Consider the following 16304-nt stretch of genomic DNA (forward strand, 5'->3'; position numbering starts at 1 on the left):
CGCCAACCTTCTGCCCCGCGTCCCGCCCTGCACGCCGTGCTGCCCCAAGTCACCGATCACGGCCTGTCCTTCGACACCGAACTCCTCGCCGCCCTCACCGCCGCCGGACACACCGTGACCGACGTCGGCGTCGCCGCCCTCCACCGCTGGACCGACGCACCAGCCACAACCCCACGCGACTACGACGCCATGCTGCGGACCGTCCACGAACAAGCCCTGCGCCACGGCCTCACCAACGCGCACCACAAAACCCCCGTCTGGAACAAGATCCAGGCCGCAGGCTCCCTGGCCGCCGCCCGCCACGGCGACAGCCTGCCGATCACCCCCACACGACACTGACCCCCTACCCGACGGCGGGCCGCCACGCTCCCTACCACGTGCCGGCCCGCCGCTCGACGTCCTGCGGCTACCCGTTCCAAGGTCCCCTCGCGTACCTGCCGCCGTGCGTAGACTGGCACGCCTACGTCAGCCGGGCCACCGCCGACACTTCTGCGGCCGGGCCCGCGCAAGCCCTGCCGGAGGTACTACGTGAGGGCCGTGATCGCCGTCGCGGGCCTGGGGAGCCGTTTCTACCCCGTGGCCAAGACCATCAACAAGTGCATGCTGCCGATCCTGGACCAGCCGGTCCTCGCCTACGCGATCGCCGACTGCATCGCCGCGGGCGTACGCGAGATCGCCGTCGTCACCGCAGAAGGGGAAACCGGCCGGCAGGTCCGCCACTACCTCACCGAGGACCACGACCTGCGCGAGTACTACACCGCCCGCAGCTGGCAGGAGAAGTACCGGCCCCTCGAACACCTTCACGACCAGGCCGAGTTCACCTTCATCGAACAGCCCCGCGACACCGACCGATACGGCACCGCGCTTCCCGCGATCCTCGCCGCCGACTTCGTCACCGGCCACGACTTCTTCCTCGTCGCCGGCGACGACCTCCTCCTGCGTGACGACGCGGGCTCCGATCTCGCCGACCTCGCCGCCGCCCGCACCGCCGCAGCCGCCCCCGCCGCGATCGCCGCTGCCACCGTCCCGGGACATCAGGCCCACCGCTACGGCATCCTCCACCCCCGCACCGCCCCCGACGGCCACCAACTCCTCGACCACCTCCGCGAAAAACCGGCCGACTACCGGCAGCCCACCGCCTACATCAACATCAGCCGCACCCTGCTCCCCAGCACCGCCGTCCCCTACTTCGAAAAACTCACCCCCGCAGCCAACGGCGAGTACCAGGCCACCGACGCCATCACCGCCTTCGCCCGCGACCACGACCTCCTCATCCACCCCGTCACCGGCCGCTACTTCGACTGCGGCAACCCCACCGGATGGCTCGCCGCCAACAACGCCGCCCACACCCTCACCACCCAGAACCCGACACCATGAACACCAGCACACCGTCCACCGCCATCACCGTACGAGCCTGCGCCGCCATCCTCGACGGCGACCAGATCTGCCTCATCCACCGCCAACGCCCCGACGGCGACCAGCACTCCCTCCCCGGCGGCCTCGTCCACGACGACGAACTCGTCCCCGACGCACTCGCCCGCGAACTCAAAGAAGAACTCGACCTCGACCTCACCACCCTGCCCCGGCAACCCGAACTCCGCTGGATCCAGGACCAGATCACCACCCGCCCCAACACCACCACGCCCTTCCGCCGACTCCACCTCATCCACGTACTCCACCTGCCACCCCACACCCGCCACACCCTCGCCACCACCGAACAAGACGCCGATGACCACACCCGCATCGTCTGGACCGACCTCGACCGGGCTACCCGTCTGCACCTCTACCCCGCAGCCGCACCAGCCCTCGCCTCGCTGACGTCCTCGAACACCCCAGTACTCCTACCGCCCATCACCGACCGCACATACAGCTGGAGGTAACGTCACAAGGTCAACTCGGCAGTTCCAGCTCTGCAAACACAGTGCCGGATCGACTGGGGCCCCTGTGTGACGCGACGAGAAGGGCGTCTCTCGCAACGTGACCGATGGCATCGTGCGGGTGCGCGCCGCGACGCCGGGCGTGGTGGCACGAGCGTGTCGTGGACCTCTGGTCGACCAGCATCGTCTTCCGGGCCGGGCACCGGATACGAGTCCAGGTCGCCTCCAGCAACTTCCCCGCGCTGGGACCACAACCTCAACACGGGCGAACCCGAGCAGAGCGCGACCACGGCCCGGGGGCCTGCAAGTAGGTCTTCCACGACCGCGACCGGTCTGCCCGTGGTCCCGGCCTGACAAGAGCCGGCGGAGACCTGGACGATGCGTTGCACCGGTGGGCAGGACCCCGAGTGGGCTAAGGCATGGGTCAGCGACGCCGCGAACGCGGGCTGGAGTGGCTCGACAAAGCCGAAGAAGGTGGCCGGCGCCGGCCTTGAAGGCCATGGTGCCGCCGTCCCGCGAGGAGCCCGCCGATTTCTACACCGGACGGCAGCCCACGCCTTCCGCTCACCGGCCCGGCGCACTCGGCGGTCTGTAGCTCCTGAAGGAATCCGGGCCTGTGTGATCAGGGCTGATCGCTGACGGCTCGGTAGGCCGCTGTGTAGAGGGTGTGGCACAGGTCGATCAGTTCTTCGATGGTGGCGTTCTGGTGGCCGAGCGTCCAGTCCACGAGGAGTTCGTTGACTCCGCTGACCAGACTGATCGCGGTCATGGTGAGCCTGCTGGAGCTGGCTTCCGGGCCGGGGAGCGGTCCGACGACGCTGGCGACCATCGCGGCGAATTCGTGCAGGACCTCACGGCGCCGTATTTCGAGGCGGGGGCTGGCGCCGACGACCTCGATGAGCACCAGGCGGGCAATACGGGCGTCGCCGGCCAGTGCGCGGATGAACACATCGAGGCCGGCGCGCAGCTGGGCGTCGACATCGGGGGAGGTAGCGGCTGCGGCCTGCGCGGTGTCGGCGATGATCGTGGCGACCAGCTCGTTGTAGACCCCGGCGAGCAGGTCCTCGCGGTCGCGGAACGACTCGTAGAAGTAGCGCTCGGTCAGCCCGGCGTGCGAGCACACCTGCTTGACGGAGACCGAGGCGTATCCGGCCGTGCCGAACAGGTCGAGGCCCGCCTGGGTGGCAGTCCCGGTGCGCGGAACGCATCTCCGCCCACCCCGCATACAGCAACTACAGCACCGGTTTCCGCTGCGCAGCCGACCGTCACCCTGACGAGCCGTCACCGACCGTGCGGGAGCGTCGATGACGCTACAGTGCCCGGCGACCAGCCCGGCCAGGGCGCTCCCGCCGGCCGTCCTCGCGACACCACAGGCGGAACCCACCCACCCCTATCCGAACAAGGAACCCTGTGAAGATCCTCATCGCCGGCGGTGCCGGATTCATCGGCAGCACGATCGCCTCCGCGTGCCTCGACAACGGCATCCAGCCAGTGGTCCTGGACAACCTCGCCACCGGACGCCGGGAGTTCACCGAGGGCCGTGTCTTCTACGAGGGCGACATCGCCGACGGCGACCTGATCGACCGGATCTTCTCCGAACACCCCGACCTGCACGCGGTGATCGACTGCGCTGCCCTGATCGTCGTACCCGACTCGGTCGCCGACCCGCTCGGCTACTACCGGGAGAACGTCGCCAAGGGCATCGAGTTCCTCGGACACCTCGTCCGCAACGGCTGTACGAGGCTCCTGTTCAGCTCCTCGGCGTCGATCTACCGGTCCGACCCCGCCACCTTCACCGTCGACGAACACTCTCCCGTCGAGACCCTCAGCCCCTACGCCCGCACCAAAGCCGTCTTCGAGACCATCCTCAAGGACATCGCCGACTCCGGCGTCCTCAAGGTCGTCTCCCTGCGCTACTTCAACCCCATCGGCGCCGACCCCGAGCTGCGCTCCGGCCTCCAGATCCGCAAGCCCACCCACGCGCTGGGCAAGATGATCGACGTCCACCACACCGGCGACGCGTTCACGATCACCGGCACCGACTGGCCGACCAGGGACGGCTCCGGGATCCGCGACTACATCCACATCTGGGACCTGGCCGCCGCCCACATCAGGGCCGTACGCCGCTTCGACGACGTCACCCGCCCCGACCCCTACCGGGTCATCAACCTCGGCACCGGCGACGGCACCACCGTCCGCGAACTCATCGCCGCCTTCGAGACGGTCACCGGCCGCGCCCTGCCCGTCACCGAGACCGGACCCCGCCCCGGCGACGCCGCCGGCGCCTACACCCGCAGCCACCTCGCCCGCGAACTCCTCGACTGGAAGCCGCAGTTGTCCCTGGAGGACGGCATCCGCGATTCCCTGCGCTGGTACGAGCGGCGCGACGACGTGATCGGCACCGCCGACTGAGCCGACACATCCACCAGGGGAGGGTCCGGGACAGCACGTCCCTGCCCCTCCCCTTTTCCATTTTCAGGAGGACCGACCGTGCAGCTCACCCAACCCGCCTTCGAACCCGTCGTCGACCAGCACGAGAGCTGGCTCGCCCTCAACCCCCGGCAAGGCTGCCCCAAAGCGTGCACCTACTGCTTCCTCAAGGACCGGGGCCTCACCCGCGTCCGCCCCACCGAACTGGCCGACGCCGACGACGCCGTACGCCAACTTCTCACCAGCCCCTACTACCACCCCGACGCCGCCGTCGCCCTCTACACCTGCACCGATGCCCTCGCCACACCGCCCAACCGCCGCCACCTCATCCGCCTCCTCGACGCCCTCGCGACTGCCGGCGTCCCCAACCCCCTGGTGATGATCACCAAGTGCGCTGTCACCGACGACGTCCTCAACTCCATCGTCCGCAACCGGGACACCCACGGCCAGCGCGCCATCGTCTATCTCTCGTACTCCGGACTCGGCCCCACCACCGAACAAGGCATCGACCACCAGGCCCTGCGCGCCAACTTCGCCCGCCTCCACGCCGCCCGCATCCCCATCGTCCACTACTGGCGGCCCGCCCTCCCGGAAAACTCCACCCCCCAGAACATCGAGACCGTCCTCGACCTCGTCACCCGCTACGCCGACTGCTCGGTGTCGATCGGCCTCAAAGTCCCGCCCGGCTCCCGCCAACAGATGGAGGAACTCTGGCCCGCCCTCGCCCACCCCGGCCTCGACCCCGAAAGCGCCGACTCCATCTGGCCCGACGCCGACTGGGAAGCCCTCCGCAACATCCCCACCCGCTACGCCGACCACCCCATCTACCAGACCAACTCCTGCGCCCTCGCCCACGTCCTGCACCAGCCCGACCGCTTCCGCGTCCTCGACACACCCACCTGCCGACACGTCAACCACTGCCCCACCGCACAACGAACTCTGTGCACCGCCGCCGCCTGCACCATCCCTCCCGTCACCGAGAACGCCATCACCCGGCACCTGGCGAAACTCGGCCACCAGGGCATCCCGTACCGCTGGGACCCAGAGAACAGGACTCTCACCATCGACGAACCCGTCGACCGCCGCGTCTGCCTCAACACCAGCCAGGTCCTCCAGATCACCGTCCATGCGCAACGCCGTCCCCAAGACCCTTACTGGACCAGCCGCTTCAACGGGAGCCGGACCCTTATCGTCGAGGCTCACCCACAGCAACAGCCGCCGGCCGTGAACTCGTAGCAGAGCCAAGTTCTGTGGAAGCGGACCGGACGGACAAGATCAGCAGAAGGCTGCCTCATCCACCGCCAACGCCCCGACGGCGACCAGCACTCCCTCCCCGGCGGCCTCGTCCACGACGACGAACTCGTCCCCGACGCACTCGCCCGCGAACTCAAAGAAGACTTCGACCTGGCCTCGTTCAACTCGCCGACAGACCCTGACACCCCTCACTGGTGGGGTCAGGGGCCCACCGTCCTTGCCTCACCTCAGGGGACGGCGGAGCACCAGTTTGTATCGCGACCTTCAGCCCTGGATACATACAGCGGGGCCCTTGCACCAGATGTGGTTCCGGCTCAGACCACCCGAGCCAGTGGCACGAGGGTGGCACAGTCGTGGAACAACTCCCTGTTCGCACCACCCGATTGCGTCGTCGGCTCGCGCCTGGACTGACGCCGGGGCGAACTGACCGCTGTTCTCACCGGGGCGGAGGGTGCGGACGGTCACGTGATTACCCGGGTCGTGGCTTCGCAGCCCGGGCCTGATTCGGTAGTGATCAGCGGTGGCCCGGTAGACCGGTAGCTCAGGATGTCGGCACCCAGTAGCGGCATTTCTCGCTGACGGTGTCGATGAACCGGCCCCCGTTCGTTTCGATCACGCGCCGGGAAGCGATGTTCGTCTCGTCGACAGTCAGGAGGGCCTGCGTGATGCCGAGCGAACGAGCAATGAGCAGTGTGCATCGTGAAAACTGCACGTCAGGTGGGCTGGTGTGCACGGGGTTCGAGGTACTCGGGCTGGTCGCTGGCGGGTGTCCACGGTGAAGATCGTCTGACCGGTCGGCCGGGAGGGTTCTCTGGTTCTGCTGCGCTTGCGCGAGCGGGCCGCCTACGATCCGTAACCGTGTCGATACGCCGTGGATCGTGGGGAGGGTGCGGGGATGTCCGAGCTGGAGCGGATCACGGCTCGAAGGAGCGAATTGGACGCGCTCGCCGAGGAGTTGGCCAAGCGGCTTGGGGAGATCGAGGCCGAGCGGGAAGAGCTGGGGATCGCTGAGCGGGTCCTGCGCCGCCTGGCCGAACAGGACCGGGCCGACACGGAGGCAGCCGGGGCGGCTCCGATGAAAGCGCAGGTGGCCGGGCGGGCGGTGCTGCTGATCCCGCACCGCGGTGAGACGGACGACGAGGCCGCGCTGCCCGCCGACTACCGCCGGATCCTGGCGATCGTGCGGACCGCCGGAGGCCCGGTGCAGGTCAAGGCGGTGGGTGAGGAGCTGGGGCTTGAGGTGGGGGTGCGCGGGAAGCTGGAGCCGCTGCGGGCGAAGATGACCAAGCTCGCCGACCGTGGATGGCTGCACAAACGGCCCGACGGGAAGTTCACCGCACGCCTTTAGCAGCTGCGGACCTGGCGGCAAGAGGGCGTAACCAGCGGGCCCCCGACGGCAGTTGAGTTTGTGTGAAGAAAAACAACCATCCCGTCGAGGGCCCTGACAGCCTTGTCTACACCGCCCGCCTGCCCCTGTCGAGCGCCACCCTGAACTGGCTCGCCGACCTGATACGCGGCCACTTCAAGAAGATCGGCTCCAGGTGGCGGGCCCTGCCCGCGGGGAAGATCGCCGGCATCGTCCTGGCGGTGCTGCGCTGTGACCAGCGGCCCGGCGACCTGGCAGGCGGCAACGGCATCCACCGCACCACCGTCACCCGCTGAGTGCGGGAAGTCGTCGGCCTGCTCGCCGCCCGCGCCCCACGCCTGGACCGCGCGCTGAAGAAGATCGCCCGAAAGGGTGGCGGAGTCGTACTGCTGGACGGTTCCCTGATACGCACCCGGCGCCGCACCGGGACAGCGAACCGGAAGAACTATTCCGGCAAGCACAAATGCCACGGCCTGCTCGTGATTGCGCTCACCGACGACAAAGGGCGGCTGATCTGGCTCTCCGCCGCACGTCCCGGACGCACCTCGGAGATCACCGCCTGCCGTCACGACAAGCTCACCGCCCACCTGCGGGCCGCCGGCCTCGGAGCCATCGCCGACCTGGGCTTCGTCGGCCTCGACGACAGCGGCCCGGACACCGACCCGGCGGTGATCACCGGCTACAAGGCCGCCCGGAACCGGCCCCTCACCCGCGGCCAAAAGCTGTCCAACAAGGCACTGGCCGCGGTCCGCGCCCCGGTCGAGCACAGCTTCGGCGACCTGAAGAACTGGCGTGTCCTGGGCAAGGTCCGCACGGATCCGAAGTGGGCGACCGCGCTGGTGCGGGCCCTGCTGGTGCTGTCAAACCAGGAAGTCGCCCGCTGATGACCGATGATCTTGCCGCTGGACTACCGCCCCGGACCTGGCCGAGCATCCCGACACCTACGCACACCAGCCCACCTGACGTGCAGTTTTCACGATGCACACTGCTCAATGGGCAGTGCTGCGGCGAGCATCGCGGTGGCGTGTCCCTGTCGGCGGGAGCTGGGCCGCACGTCGTAGCCGATGTGGCCGCCGGTCTTCTCCAATGGCGGCGTCAGCCGGTGGCGGATGGCCAGTCTGCCCAGCATCTGGTCCCTCTTGACCCACCACAGTGTGGTCATCGGCACGAACCAGTCGGGTCGCCCGGCTGCTTCGTCTCGTTCGCTCAGCACGCGGGTCACGTAGGAGGCAAAGGCCGTGGAGTCGGCCAGGGCGGGCGGGTCAACGTCGTTGACGAACCAGGGGGTTGGGTAGTCGTGATCGGTGCGGAACTCGGCCACCGCCGCCAGGAACGACGTCCGCAGGTCGGTTGTCGGATCGATCAGCTCAGGCATCTCGCCATGATGCCCGCCGGGCTTGCAGCGGGCCCAGCTGTTATTCGGCAGGCTGCCGAGCCTGCGGGGTTGGCGCATTGCCGGACTCAACTCGCCCCGGGGAACCTCCGCCAGAGGGTAGTGGCGTCAGAGCGCTTAAGCGTCCATCTTTGGTCTCCGGTAGGGCGGGGTGCCGGCCTCTCTGTACGTGGTCGTAGGAGGGGCCGGCTCTTTCCGCCTGCGGCGTCGCTCTCCGCAGCGTCCAATCGGGTCAGTCGGGGTTTTTCTCCTCTCGTCGTTGGCGGACCCGGTCGAGTAGATCCGAATGCGCCTCGGCCCAGAGGACCAATGAGGTTGCGGAGGCGAGGAGTTCTCGCGCGGGTGGGGAGAGTTCGTAGGTGGCGGGGCGGGGGAAAACGGATTCTCGGGTGTGCTGGACGAGTTCGGCTTGCTCAAGTCGTCTGAGCGTGCGGATCAGTGGGCCGTCTCGAAGGTGGAGATGTTTTATTCCGGGCCACTTCGTTGCGCGGTTCAGTTCGCGGATGGTGTCCCGCAGACGGGTGAAGCCGAGCGGCCCGTCGTAGAGGGCGACGAGAATGTCCCAGGTCCATTCGCCGCTGATGATATGGCGGACGTCGTGGAGCCCTTGCAAGAAGACATCATCATGGGGTGACGGCAGGCCCAACTGTGTTGGGCAGTCGTCTGATGCGCATGGTCTCCATCGCATTTCGTGGTTCGACACGCAACTTCCTTCGGGAAGAGGGAATGGAGCAGTGCCGCGACGGCCGAGGTGATGGTGACGGCCCCAGCGAAAGATCGGCAGCCGCGGCGGCGGTGCATGTGCCACTGGGGTACACCACCGTGTCGACGTCACTTCAAAGTGAGTGATCTTGTCGATCTTCAGGGCTTGCGGGCGACATCCGCGTAGACCGCGGGTTCGTAGTGGACGGTCATCGTGTCATCGGGGCGCCACTGGGTGGAGGGCACGATGCCGGGGTCGCAGACCTCAAGTCCCCGGAAGAACAGGGTGATCCCCTCGAACGATCTTGCTCTGACCGAGGTGCCGCCGCAGTAGAGAGCATCGACCCGCTTCACGATCTCGGGGGCCTCGATGATGCCGTGGGACAGCATCAGGTGGCTTCCAGGAACCAGGGGCTCCAGTAGCTTTTCGACGATCTTGTACGGCTGCTGGTCGTCGATGACGAAGTGCAAGAGCGCAATGAGGGAGAGCCCGATCGGCTGAGTGAAGTCCCAGTGCTCTCGTGCGTACGCGAGAATCTGCGCGGGCTCGCGGACGTCGGCGTGCAGGTAAGTGAGATGCCCTTCGGGCGTTCCGTGGAGGAGTCCTTGGGCGTGGCGGAGGACGATGGGGTCGTTGTCCACGTACACGATGCGGGCGGCGGGGTTGGTCTGTTGGACGATCTGGTGGAGGTTGGGCTCGGTGGGGATGCCGGTGCCGATGTCGAGGAACTGGGTGATGCCCAGACCGTTGAGGTGCCGGGCAGTCCGGTGCATGAACTCGCGGTTGGATCGCGCGATTTTCTTGGCGCGAGGGATTCAGGGGCTGTCTCATGTGGTGAGTTTCTTGTAGCAGGTGAGTGCGGCGGTCAGTCCGAGGAAGGCGAGAAATTGGGAGTCTTTTCGTTCGTATCGGACGGTGAGCCGTCGGTAGCCGAAGAGCCGGGCGATCGACCTCTCGTTCTTCCAGCGGTGCCGGCCGAGGCATTCGCCGGACTTAATTCCCGACCGGGCGATGCGCGGGACAAATCTCCGTTCACGCAGCCAGGAGAGGTGGCCGGCGGAGAAGTACGCCTTGCCGGCACGGAGTTTGACCGGGCGGCGCCGACGAGGTCCGCGCCGGGAGCGGATGGCGAGTATGCCGCGGACCAGCGGCTTCTATTTGGTGGAGGCAGCGGAGGCGGGCTTGCTGTCCCGTAGTGCACGGAGTTCTGCTGGAGTGAACTGCGGGCCGTCGAGTTGAGGGCGCCGTGGTCCCGTGAGTGCGGCCAGGAGAACGCTGGGTGTGACGAGGGAGGAGGGTGGAGTCTGGAGGGTGAGCACATCAGTCAGGGCGGTGGCCGTGTGGAAGGAGCCGATTGCGGTGCGGGACAGTCGTCTGACGTACTGGTTCAGGAGCCGATCGGCGACGTGCGGCGTCTTTCCCTTGGTGTTGGGGAAGTGGATGTCCGTTCCAATGGCGAGGGTCCATGCGACGTTGACGGGGCGGGCGATGGCTCGCTGGGCTCGGCGTGCGAGCCCAGTGGTGAGACCGACGGATGCCACAAGATTGCGCAGAGCGACGGCGCCTTGTGCGGCCACCGAGACGCCGTGCCCGTAGACCGGGTTGAACACGGCGACGGAGTCTCCCAGCGCGACGAAACCCTCGGGCCATGCCTTGAGCCGTTCGTAGTAGTAGCGCCTGTTGGCGGTGCTGTGGGTGACGGTGACGCCGGTGAGGGGCTCGGCGTGGGCGAGGAGGTCGGCGATTATCGGGTGACGCAGGGTGCGCGCGAAGGGTTCGAAGTCGTTGGCGTCCCGGGTCGGGTGCCCACCGGAGGCGCCCATGAGACTGACCTGCCAGCGATCGTGTTCGATCGGTACGATGCCGCCGGCCTTGGGGTGCGGGAGGCGTGGATCGGCCTGCACGCCAACGTAGGGCCAGCCGCGGGTGGGGACGGGGGCGCGGTAGAGGCGGCTGGCATAGGCAAGGCCGGAGTCGACGCGGTCTTCGGTAATGCCTGTGACCCCCAGTTCGGTGAGCCACCGGGGGGCGCGAGTGGCCCGGCCGGAGGCGTCGATGACGAGGTCAGCGGCAAGCTCTGTTTCCACGCCCCCGGCGTCCTGCACGCGCACACCAGTGACCTTGCGGCTGTCCCCGAGTAGCGCGATGGCCTTGGTGTGTGAGTGGACGCTCACGCGTGGGTCTTTGAGAACCTGCTGGCGGATGACGAAGTCGATGAGGTCCCGGCTGGCTGCGATCAGGTAGTGCGTAGTGCGCTGCCATCGGCGGTACCAGCCTTCGGGTGAGTAGATGACCATGTTGGTGGTCATCGGCACCCGGTTTGCGCGCGCGGCCAAGAACTGGTCCAGCGTGCCAGGGAGGAGTTCGTCGATTGCGTCGGCGCCGCCGGACACCAGGTGGTTGATGTGTGCGGCTTGGGGGACGCCGATGCGTGGTTCGGGCCCGGCGGGCAGGTCGTGGGCCTCAACGATCTCAACAGCGTCGACGTGGTCCTTCACGGCGGCGGCTGCGAACATGCCGGCAGCGCTTCCTCCGACGATAACGGCACGCGTGGGTATCCGGCGCATCTCATCCCTCATGACGAACTGCTTTCTGCGGGTGAACGGGGGTTCTGGCGGAAGCTGCTGACGACGGGAGAGGCGAGAGCCTGGGAGACAGGTATCAGGTCACGAGGGCGCCACGCGGAGGTGTGACGTGTGAGGTCTTGCGGATCGCGGACCGTACGGCGTTTCTGCCCGGCGGTGACTATCGCGGCTGCGTCGGCCGTGGCCTGGGCGGTCTGTTCGTTGTCCCCTTGACGGAGTGCAGCACGGTAGACCTGTTCGCGCGCGGTGGAGTCGACGTACGGTGTCAGAGCGAGAATCGCGTCGTAGATGGCCGTCTTCCGTGCGGTCAGGAGCACTGCCGGCTGGGTCCGCCACCAAGGGAGCGTTGTCCGGACGGCTCCGGACGGCGGGACTTCCCGGAGTTCCCGCCACAGCGGGGCGAGCTGCCGCAACTGCCGCAGATCCTTGGTGAACTCCGCCACACGGGGACCGACCAGGGGAACGGCGAAACCGATCGTGCCGAACAGCGCAGTCGGGGTGGCAAGGTGGGCGGAGACCTTGTCGACAAGGAAGTCCAGGTCATGATCCGTCCAGCGGGCCGCTACTGCGATGAGCCGGGCGACGGTATAGGACGCGGCGAAGAGGTAGGCGGGTGCCAGGATGCTCAGTCCCGCCCGCAGGGACCCACTGACCTCCTTCGACCACCGCCAGCACAGCACGCTCGTAGCCACAGCTGCGCCGCCGTAGGAGAGGAGATAGAGGAGAATCATCTCCCGGATGTATGGCGTGTTGGCGTAGTACGCGTCGAACAGGGTGCGCTGCTCCACGGGCGCGTCCCCTGCCCAGAACAGGATGAAGATGCCGGTGCAGGACAGGAGGTAGGTCGTGATGCACAGCCGGGTCGCGCGTCGGGTCTGCTCGGGAGGGGCGGGACGCCAGTTGATAATCAGTACGAGGCTTGCCCCGGCGAACAGGCTCATCATCGCGTAGACCAGAGGGGCGGCGAAGTTGGTTATGCCGGTAAGCCGGTTGATGCCGACTATCGAGCCAGGGGCGGCGCAGACCATGGTGCCCACACCGGCGAAGAGCAGCAGGCTTACCGAACGCAGGAGCGGGTCGTGCCGTCTTCGGAGCAGAGCGGAGATTTTCACCGCACCGGTCAGCAGGAGCAGGCCCGCAGGGATGTAGAAGGCTAAGTTGCCCGGCTGGTTCAGGCTCACGTCGTGTGCCCCTCCTCAGGGCGTTCTATCGCCGGACGGCCGACAGGCGCTGTTGGTCTCGTCATGTCCGGCGGAAGCGGTGTGCCATAACGGCCTGGATGCGTCCGGCGAGTGCTGTTGAGTCAGCGGAGGAACGAGCCTCTGCCAGAGCTGCTTGTACGTCGGTGGCGAATCGGATGCCGAAGTGCTCAGCCTCCAATTCGTCGTGCATAGACGCAGTGTCGGTGCGTGCAGCGATGTGGAGGACGGCGTCCGTTCGTTCCCTCTGTGGAAGGGCGACGCCATCGGCATCGGAGACAAGTGCTGCCAGGTCCTTAAGGGCGGTTGCCGCATCTTTGCTCAGGGCACGCGACGCGGCGGGGCCATGGGCGGTGTGACTGTCACAGTGTCCCTGGAACATGTGCCATGTCTCGTGACCGATGATGACGAGCTGATGCTCGGGATCGGTGTTCTCCTCGTAGGCGATCACGTCGTGGCCGTCCCGGTCTATCCACATTCCGCTGACTGTTGTGGGTGGGAACGCCCAGCTGCGTAGCCGGACCGGCCGCCCGCGGACGTCCCTGAGGGCACGGCCGATGGCGGGGATGACACCCTCGTCGTCATCGGGCGGCTCAAGACTCAGGAGCAGTTGGTTACTGAGGCGCCGCATCGCCCTCGCTCCTGTACTCACTTTTCGTCCTCGTTGTCGACCTCAAGCAGAGCCTGCAGGGTCGCGCGAAGAACCTTCCATTGTCCCTCCGGTAGGTCTCGTGCCTGCCGGAGAGCGACGCCGCGGACATCGCGGTACGCCGACACCACCTCGGCCAGAGGGTCGGTTTCATGTTCCAGACGCTCCAGCACCGGTTGCAGCGCGGCGTTGAGAGCCGGGACGGCCTCCGCCGACAGGAAACCGTTGGCCTGGCCGAAGAAGAACTTCTCGATCCCGGCCTGAGTGATCGCCAGCGGCCCGTTCTTGCCTTTGCTGTGGACAATCGCGGAGATTGCCGCCCCTGACGAGCCGAAGGACTCGCCGATCTCGCTGTACGAGAAGGCCGAACCGTCCGGTCGGCGCCGCGTCTCGCGCAGGTGCAGAATCCGACTGCGGATCCGGTTGCTGAACTCCTCTTCAGGCACCTCCTGATGGGCTAGGAGTGCCGCCACGGATGCCGGTGGAATCCCCGTCTCGCGCGCGAGTTCATCCGCGTCGAGCACGTCCTCTCGCGACTTGCCCACCTGCTGCAGGCAGGTGTCGATGCGCCGCAGGGTTTCAGCGAGGGATGCACGGGGATCTCGCACAACGGGTCTCCCACAAGTCGGGCCGAGCGCAGTGATTCCCGAGACCATAGCGGGTCTGGGAGCCTTCCAACCAGAGGTGAATCTAGAGTATTTGTGATCGACGTCAAACGCAATTGACAGGCGGCGACTTGCTTGTCAGGATCGCGATGCGACGTGACGGCCGGTTCACCACAGCCAGTGCCGCGACGCTGTCGTGTGGCTGCTATGCGCCTGCGGCCATCGGCTGCGCACAAACCAGGGGTGCACGGCCGATGGTCGGGCCAATATCCCCAGGTGTACGTCCGCCGCTTGCAGCGCTGAGCGGCTGGCGGTCGCAGTCCTGTCAGCCTGTTCCCTGACGGCCGAAGGGCCCTGCCGTGCGGCTCCCTGGTCCCTTCGGTGCGAGTGATCTTGATGCATGGATCGGGCCAGGGGCTGCCGGTAATGGCGATTGCAGTGCATGCATCGGTGCCATCTGCGTGAAAGGTAGGGGGACTTTTGTCTGGAAAAAGTTTAGATTCAAAAATCCACAAGGTGCCCGTCGGATCCTTGCTGCCAGCAGACTCGCCCCGTCTAGCAGGTCTGATTCAAGATCATGTGCAAGCTCTCGCTGAGAGCAGCGCTGATTTTGAACCGATCCTCGTGGATGAGGACACCGGACGTGTTGTGGATGGTATGCATCGATTACAGGCTGCGATCCTGCGCGGAGAGTGTGACATCGCGGTCCGCTATGTCGAGGGCTCGCCAGCCGATCTGTTCATCAGGTCAGTCGAGGCCAATATCTGCCACGGTCTACCTTTGACCGCCAAGGATCGCAGAGCGGCCGTAGCGCGTATTCTCACCTCCCATCCTCACTGGTCGGACCGGGCCATCGCCGTAGCCACAGGGGTGTCGCCGAAGACGGTAGGGGCCGCACGGAAGGGGGTTTCGAGTGAGGAAATTCCTCACTCGAAACCGTCGACCGCACGCGTCGGCAGAGACGGTAGGTTACGTTCCACCGACATGTCCGAGCAGCGTGAGAAGGTTCGGGCACTGCTGTTGGAGCAGCCCCACCTCACACTGCGCGATGTCGCAAAGGCGGCCGGCGTCTCTATCAGTACCGTGCACCGCATGAGGCAGGCGTTGTTGTCCGACCTGACTGCTCCGCTCCCGGACAAGTCGGCCCCAGCCCTGTCGGTCACTCCCTCACCGGGGGGCCAGACCTCTGCATCGGACAAGGGCACGGCGCCGCAGCAGGGGCACCTGACGTCGGTTCCTCATGCACCGAGACAGCAGCCACCCAAACCCGTTCCCAGCCAGGCGCGGTTCATGTACACCCTGTCCAAAGATCCGGCGCTTCGCTTCACGGACAGTGGTCGCACCCTGCTGCGCTGGCTCAACGGACAAGCTCGGGGGTTGGCGGCGGGCGAGCAGTTACTGGAGGCCGTCCCACCGCATTGCGTGGGGGCGGTCGCTGAGGTAGCGAGCCAATATGCCAAGGAATGGGAGAGGTTAGCCAGCGCGCTTCAGCAGCGTTACACCAGGACTTCACTGACGCATGTCCCCCGTGCGGATGCCCCTGATTGAGAGGTTGTCTCACGTGGTGATGATGCGAGCTGCGGCATGATGTCTCTTCGCGGGTGCCGATCTGTCGCAGCGGCTGGTTCCTGACGGTCTGTGGGAACTGGCTGCCCCGTTGCTGCCGTCGTTCAACTCCCGTCCGTGGGGAGCGGTGGGATCGCGCCACTGGATGAGCGTGCCGTGTTTGCGGCTGTGGTGTACGTGCTGGCCAGCGGGTGTGCTTGGCGGATCTTCCGCAGATCCCGATGCAGTCCGAACCGCATGACGTCAATCGCCAAGGCTGTCCTCACCCTGGAGCGGCAACGCTGAAGAAGCTCACTGTGTGGACCGAGGCGGGCCTGTGGCGCCGGTTGCACCGGGCGGTCCTGGACGAACTCGGTGCCCGGGGCGAGATCGACTGGGCCTCGGTGATCGTGGACGCCGCGTCGGCGCGGGCGAGAAAGGGGGGCCTGTTGACCGGGCCGAACCCGGTCGATCGAGGCAAGAGGGGCAGCAAGCTGCACATGCTGTCCGAGGCCCAGGGCCTCCCACTCGCCGTCGCCGTGTCCGGCGCGAACACGCACGACAGCCGCGCCCTCAAGCCGCTGATCCGCGGCATACCCGCCGTCCAATCCCGGCGCGGACCTCGTCGGCGCCGCCCAGTCAAACTCCGTGCCGACAAGCGGGGGAGGGAGACATGGTGACGGTGCGTCAGGAACTGC

19 protein-coding genes and 2 pseudogenes are annotated in these 16304 nt (G+C 66.8%); 12 read left to right on the forward strand and 9 right to left on the reverse strand.

What is annotated here, in order from left to right; genetic code table 11:
- The first annotated feature begins 36 nt into the window (after window positions 1–36).
- From ACQCO7_RS38900 to ACQCO7_RS38915, 4 genes are all read left to right on the forward strand, one after another.
- Window positions 37–339 carry a hypothetical protein gene (locus ACQCO7_RS38900; protein WP_464076226.1) on the forward strand — a complete coding sequence of 101 codons (303 nt, stop codon included), beginning with the start codon at window positions 37–39 and terminating at the stop codon, window positions 337–339.
- A 189-nt stretch (window positions 340–528) separates the two neighbouring features.
- Complete coding sequence (locus ACQCO7_RS38905; RefSeq protein ID WP_464076227.1) at window positions 529–1377, forward strand: sugar phosphate nucleotidyltransferase; 849 nt, start codon at window positions 529–531, stop codon at window positions 1375–1377.
- On the forward strand, window positions 1374–1880 hold the full coding sequence (locus ACQCO7_RS38910) for an NUDIX hydrolase (RefSeq protein ID WP_464076228.1): 507 nt from the start codon (window positions 1374–1376) through the stop codon (window positions 1878–1880). Before ACQCO7_RS38905 ends, ACQCO7_RS38910 begins: the two co-directional genes overlap by 4 nt.
- A gap of 104 nt (window positions 1881–1984) precedes the next feature.
- Window positions 1985–2188 (forward strand): CocE/NonD family hydrolase C-terminal non-catalytic domain-containing protein, encoded by a 204-nt coding sequence (locus ACQCO7_RS38915; RefSeq protein ID WP_464076229.1) that lies wholly within the window; start codon window positions 1985–1987, stop codon window positions 2186–2188.
- Between the two features lie 311 nt (window positions 2189–2499).
- On the opposite strand, the gene ACQCO7_RS38920 is transcribed toward ACQCO7_RS38915, so the two are convergent.
- Window positions 2500–3102: a TetR/AcrR family transcriptional regulator gene (locus tag ACQCO7_RS38920; RefSeq protein WP_464076230.1), complete on the reverse strand. Its 603-nt coding sequence runs from the start codon at window positions 3100–3102 to the stop codon at window positions 2500–2502.
- A gap of 185 nt (window positions 3103–3287) precedes the next feature.
- Here ACQCO7_RS38920 and galE point away from each other — a divergent pair, with 185 nt between their 5' ends.
- From galE to ACQCO7_RS38935, 3 genes are all read left to right on the forward strand, one after another.
- Complete coding sequence (galE, locus tag ACQCO7_RS38925; RefSeq protein WP_464076231.1) at window positions 3288–4289, forward strand: UDP-glucose 4-epimerase GalE; 1002 nt, start codon at window positions 3288–3290, stop codon at window positions 4287–4289.
- A gap of 78 nt (window positions 4290–4367) precedes the next feature.
- Window positions 4368–5543, forward strand: coding sequence for a radical SAM family protein (locus ACQCO7_RS38930; protein WP_464076232.1), 1176 nt, complete (start codon window positions 4368–4370; stop codon window positions 5541–5543).
- 57 nt (window positions 5544–5600) lie between these two features.
- Window positions 5601–5972, forward strand: a complete 372-nt coding sequence (locus ACQCO7_RS38935; RefSeq protein ID WP_464077406.1) for an NUDIX hydrolase — start codon at window positions 5601–5603, stop codon at window positions 5970–5972.
- Window positions 5973–6102: 130 nt separating this feature from the next.
- Here ACQCO7_RS38935 and ACQCO7_RS38940 read toward each other — a convergent pair whose 3' ends face one another.
- Complete coding sequence (locus ACQCO7_RS38940) at window positions 6103–6294, reverse strand: GNAT family N-acetyltransferase (RefSeq protein WP_464076233.1); 192 nt, start codon at window positions 6292–6294, stop codon at window positions 6103–6105.
- A 162-nt stretch (window positions 6295–6456) separates the two neighbouring features.
- On the opposite strand from ACQCO7_RS38940, the gene ACQCO7_RS38945 reads away from it, so the two are divergent.
- Together ACQCO7_RS38945 and ACQCO7_RS38950 are read left to right on the forward strand one after the other, a co-directional pair.
- Entirely contained in the window at window positions 6457–6909 is a 453-nt protein-coding gene (locus ACQCO7_RS38945) for a hypothetical protein (protein ID WP_464076234.1), read from the forward strand.
- Between the two features lie 62 nt (window positions 6910–6971).
- Window positions 6972–7811, forward strand: a pseudogene (locus ACQCO7_RS38950) (transposase family protein).
- An 89-nt stretch (window positions 7812–7900) separates the two neighbouring features.
- Here the strand turns inward: ACQCO7_RS38950 and ACQCO7_RS38955 are convergent.
- From ACQCO7_RS38955 to ACQCO7_RS38985, 7 genes are all read right to left on the reverse strand, one after another.
- On the reverse strand, window positions 7901–8302 hold the full coding sequence (locus ACQCO7_RS38955) for a GNAT family N-acetyltransferase (protein WP_464076235.1): 402 nt from the start codon (window positions 8300–8302) through the stop codon (window positions 7901–7903).
- A 250-nt stretch (window positions 8303–8552) separates the two neighbouring features.
- Complete coding sequence (locus ACQCO7_RS38960; RefSeq protein ID WP_464076236.1) at window positions 8553–9023, reverse strand: winged helix-turn-helix transcriptional regulator; 471 nt, start codon at window positions 9021–9023, stop codon at window positions 8553–8555.
- Window positions 9024–9181: 158 nt separating this feature from the next.
- Complete coding sequence (locus ACQCO7_RS38965) at window positions 9182–9838, reverse strand: SAM-dependent methyltransferase (protein ID WP_464077407.1); 657 nt, start codon at window positions 9836–9838, stop codon at window positions 9182–9184.
- A gap of 339 nt (window positions 9839–10177) precedes the next feature.
- Window positions 10178–11539, reverse strand: coding sequence for an NAD(P)/FAD-dependent oxidoreductase (locus ACQCO7_RS38970; protein ID WP_464076237.1), 1362 nt, complete (start codon window positions 11537–11539; stop codon window positions 10178–10180).
- Between the two features lie 59 nt (window positions 11540–11598).
- A complete protein-coding gene (locus ACQCO7_RS38975) occupies window positions 11599–12789 on the reverse strand; it encodes an MAB_1171c family putative transporter (RefSeq protein ID WP_464076238.1) in 1191 nt (396 codons plus the stop codon).
- 61 nt (window positions 12790–12850) lie between these two features.
- On the reverse strand, window positions 12851–13438 hold the full coding sequence (locus ACQCO7_RS38980) for a toxin-antitoxin system, toxin component (protein WP_464076239.1): 588 nt from the start codon (window positions 13436–13438) through the stop codon (window positions 12851–12853).
- A 17-nt stretch (window positions 13439–13455) separates the two neighbouring features.
- On the reverse strand, window positions 13456–14064 hold the full coding sequence (locus ACQCO7_RS38985) for an XRE family transcriptional regulator (protein ID WP_464076240.1): 609 nt from the start codon (window positions 14062–14064) through the stop codon (window positions 13456–13458).
- A 513-nt stretch (window positions 14065–14577) separates the two neighbouring features.
- Between ACQCO7_RS38985 and ACQCO7_RS38990 the strand changes: the two genes are divergently transcribed.
- From ACQCO7_RS38990 to ACQCO7_RS39000, 3 genes and pseudogenes are all read left to right on the forward strand, one after another.
- The gene (locus ACQCO7_RS38990; RefSeq protein WP_464076241.1) at window positions 14578–15609 is read left to right on the forward strand and encodes a ParB/RepB/Spo0J family partition protein; all 1032 of its coding nucleotides are present in this window, start codon (window positions 14578–14580) and stop codon (window positions 15607–15609) included.
- Between the two features lie 213 nt (window positions 15610–15822).
- Window positions 15823–15912: pseudogene (locus ACQCO7_RS38995) on the forward strand (IS5/IS1182 family transposase); the annotation flags it as partial.
- Between the two features lie 11 nt (window positions 15913–15923).
- Complete coding sequence (locus ACQCO7_RS39000; protein WP_464076242.1) at window positions 15924–16286, forward strand: transposase; 363 nt, start codon at window positions 15924–15926, stop codon at window positions 16284–16286.
- Window positions 16287–16304 lie beyond the last annotated feature (18 nt).

The sequence above is a fragment of the Streptomyces saintjeani genome, assembly GCF_055409605.1.

Coding starts and splice junctions, on each gene's coding strand:
- ACQCO7_RS38970 (WP_464076237.1), bottom strand. CDS start 11,539: ATGTTCGCAGCCGCCGCCGTGAAGGACCACGTCGACGCTGTTGAGATC.
- ACQCO7_RS38980 (WP_464076239.1), bottom strand. CDS start 13,438: ATGCGGCGCCTCAGTAACCAACTGCTCCTGAGTCTTGAGCCGCCCGAT.
- ACQCO7_RS38920 (WP_464076230.1), bottom strand. CDS start 3,102: ATGCGGGGTGGGCGGAGATGCGTTCCGCGCACCGGGACTGCCACCCAG.
- ACQCO7_RS38910 (WP_464076228.1), top strand. CDS start 1,374: ATGAACACCAGCACACCGTCCACCGCCATCACCGTACGAGCCTGCGCC.
- ACQCO7_RS38915 (WP_464076229.1), top strand. CDS start 1,985: ATGGCATCGTGCGGGTGCGCGCCGCGACGCCGGGCGTGGTGGCACGAG.
- ACQCO7_RS38955 (WP_464076235.1), bottom strand. CDS start 8,302: ATGCCTGAGCTGATCGATCCGACAACCGACCTGCGGACGTCGTTCCTG.
- ACQCO7_RS38945 (WP_464076234.1), top strand. CDS start 6,457: ATGTCCGAGCTGGAGCGGATCACGGCTCGAAGGAGCGAATTGGACGCG.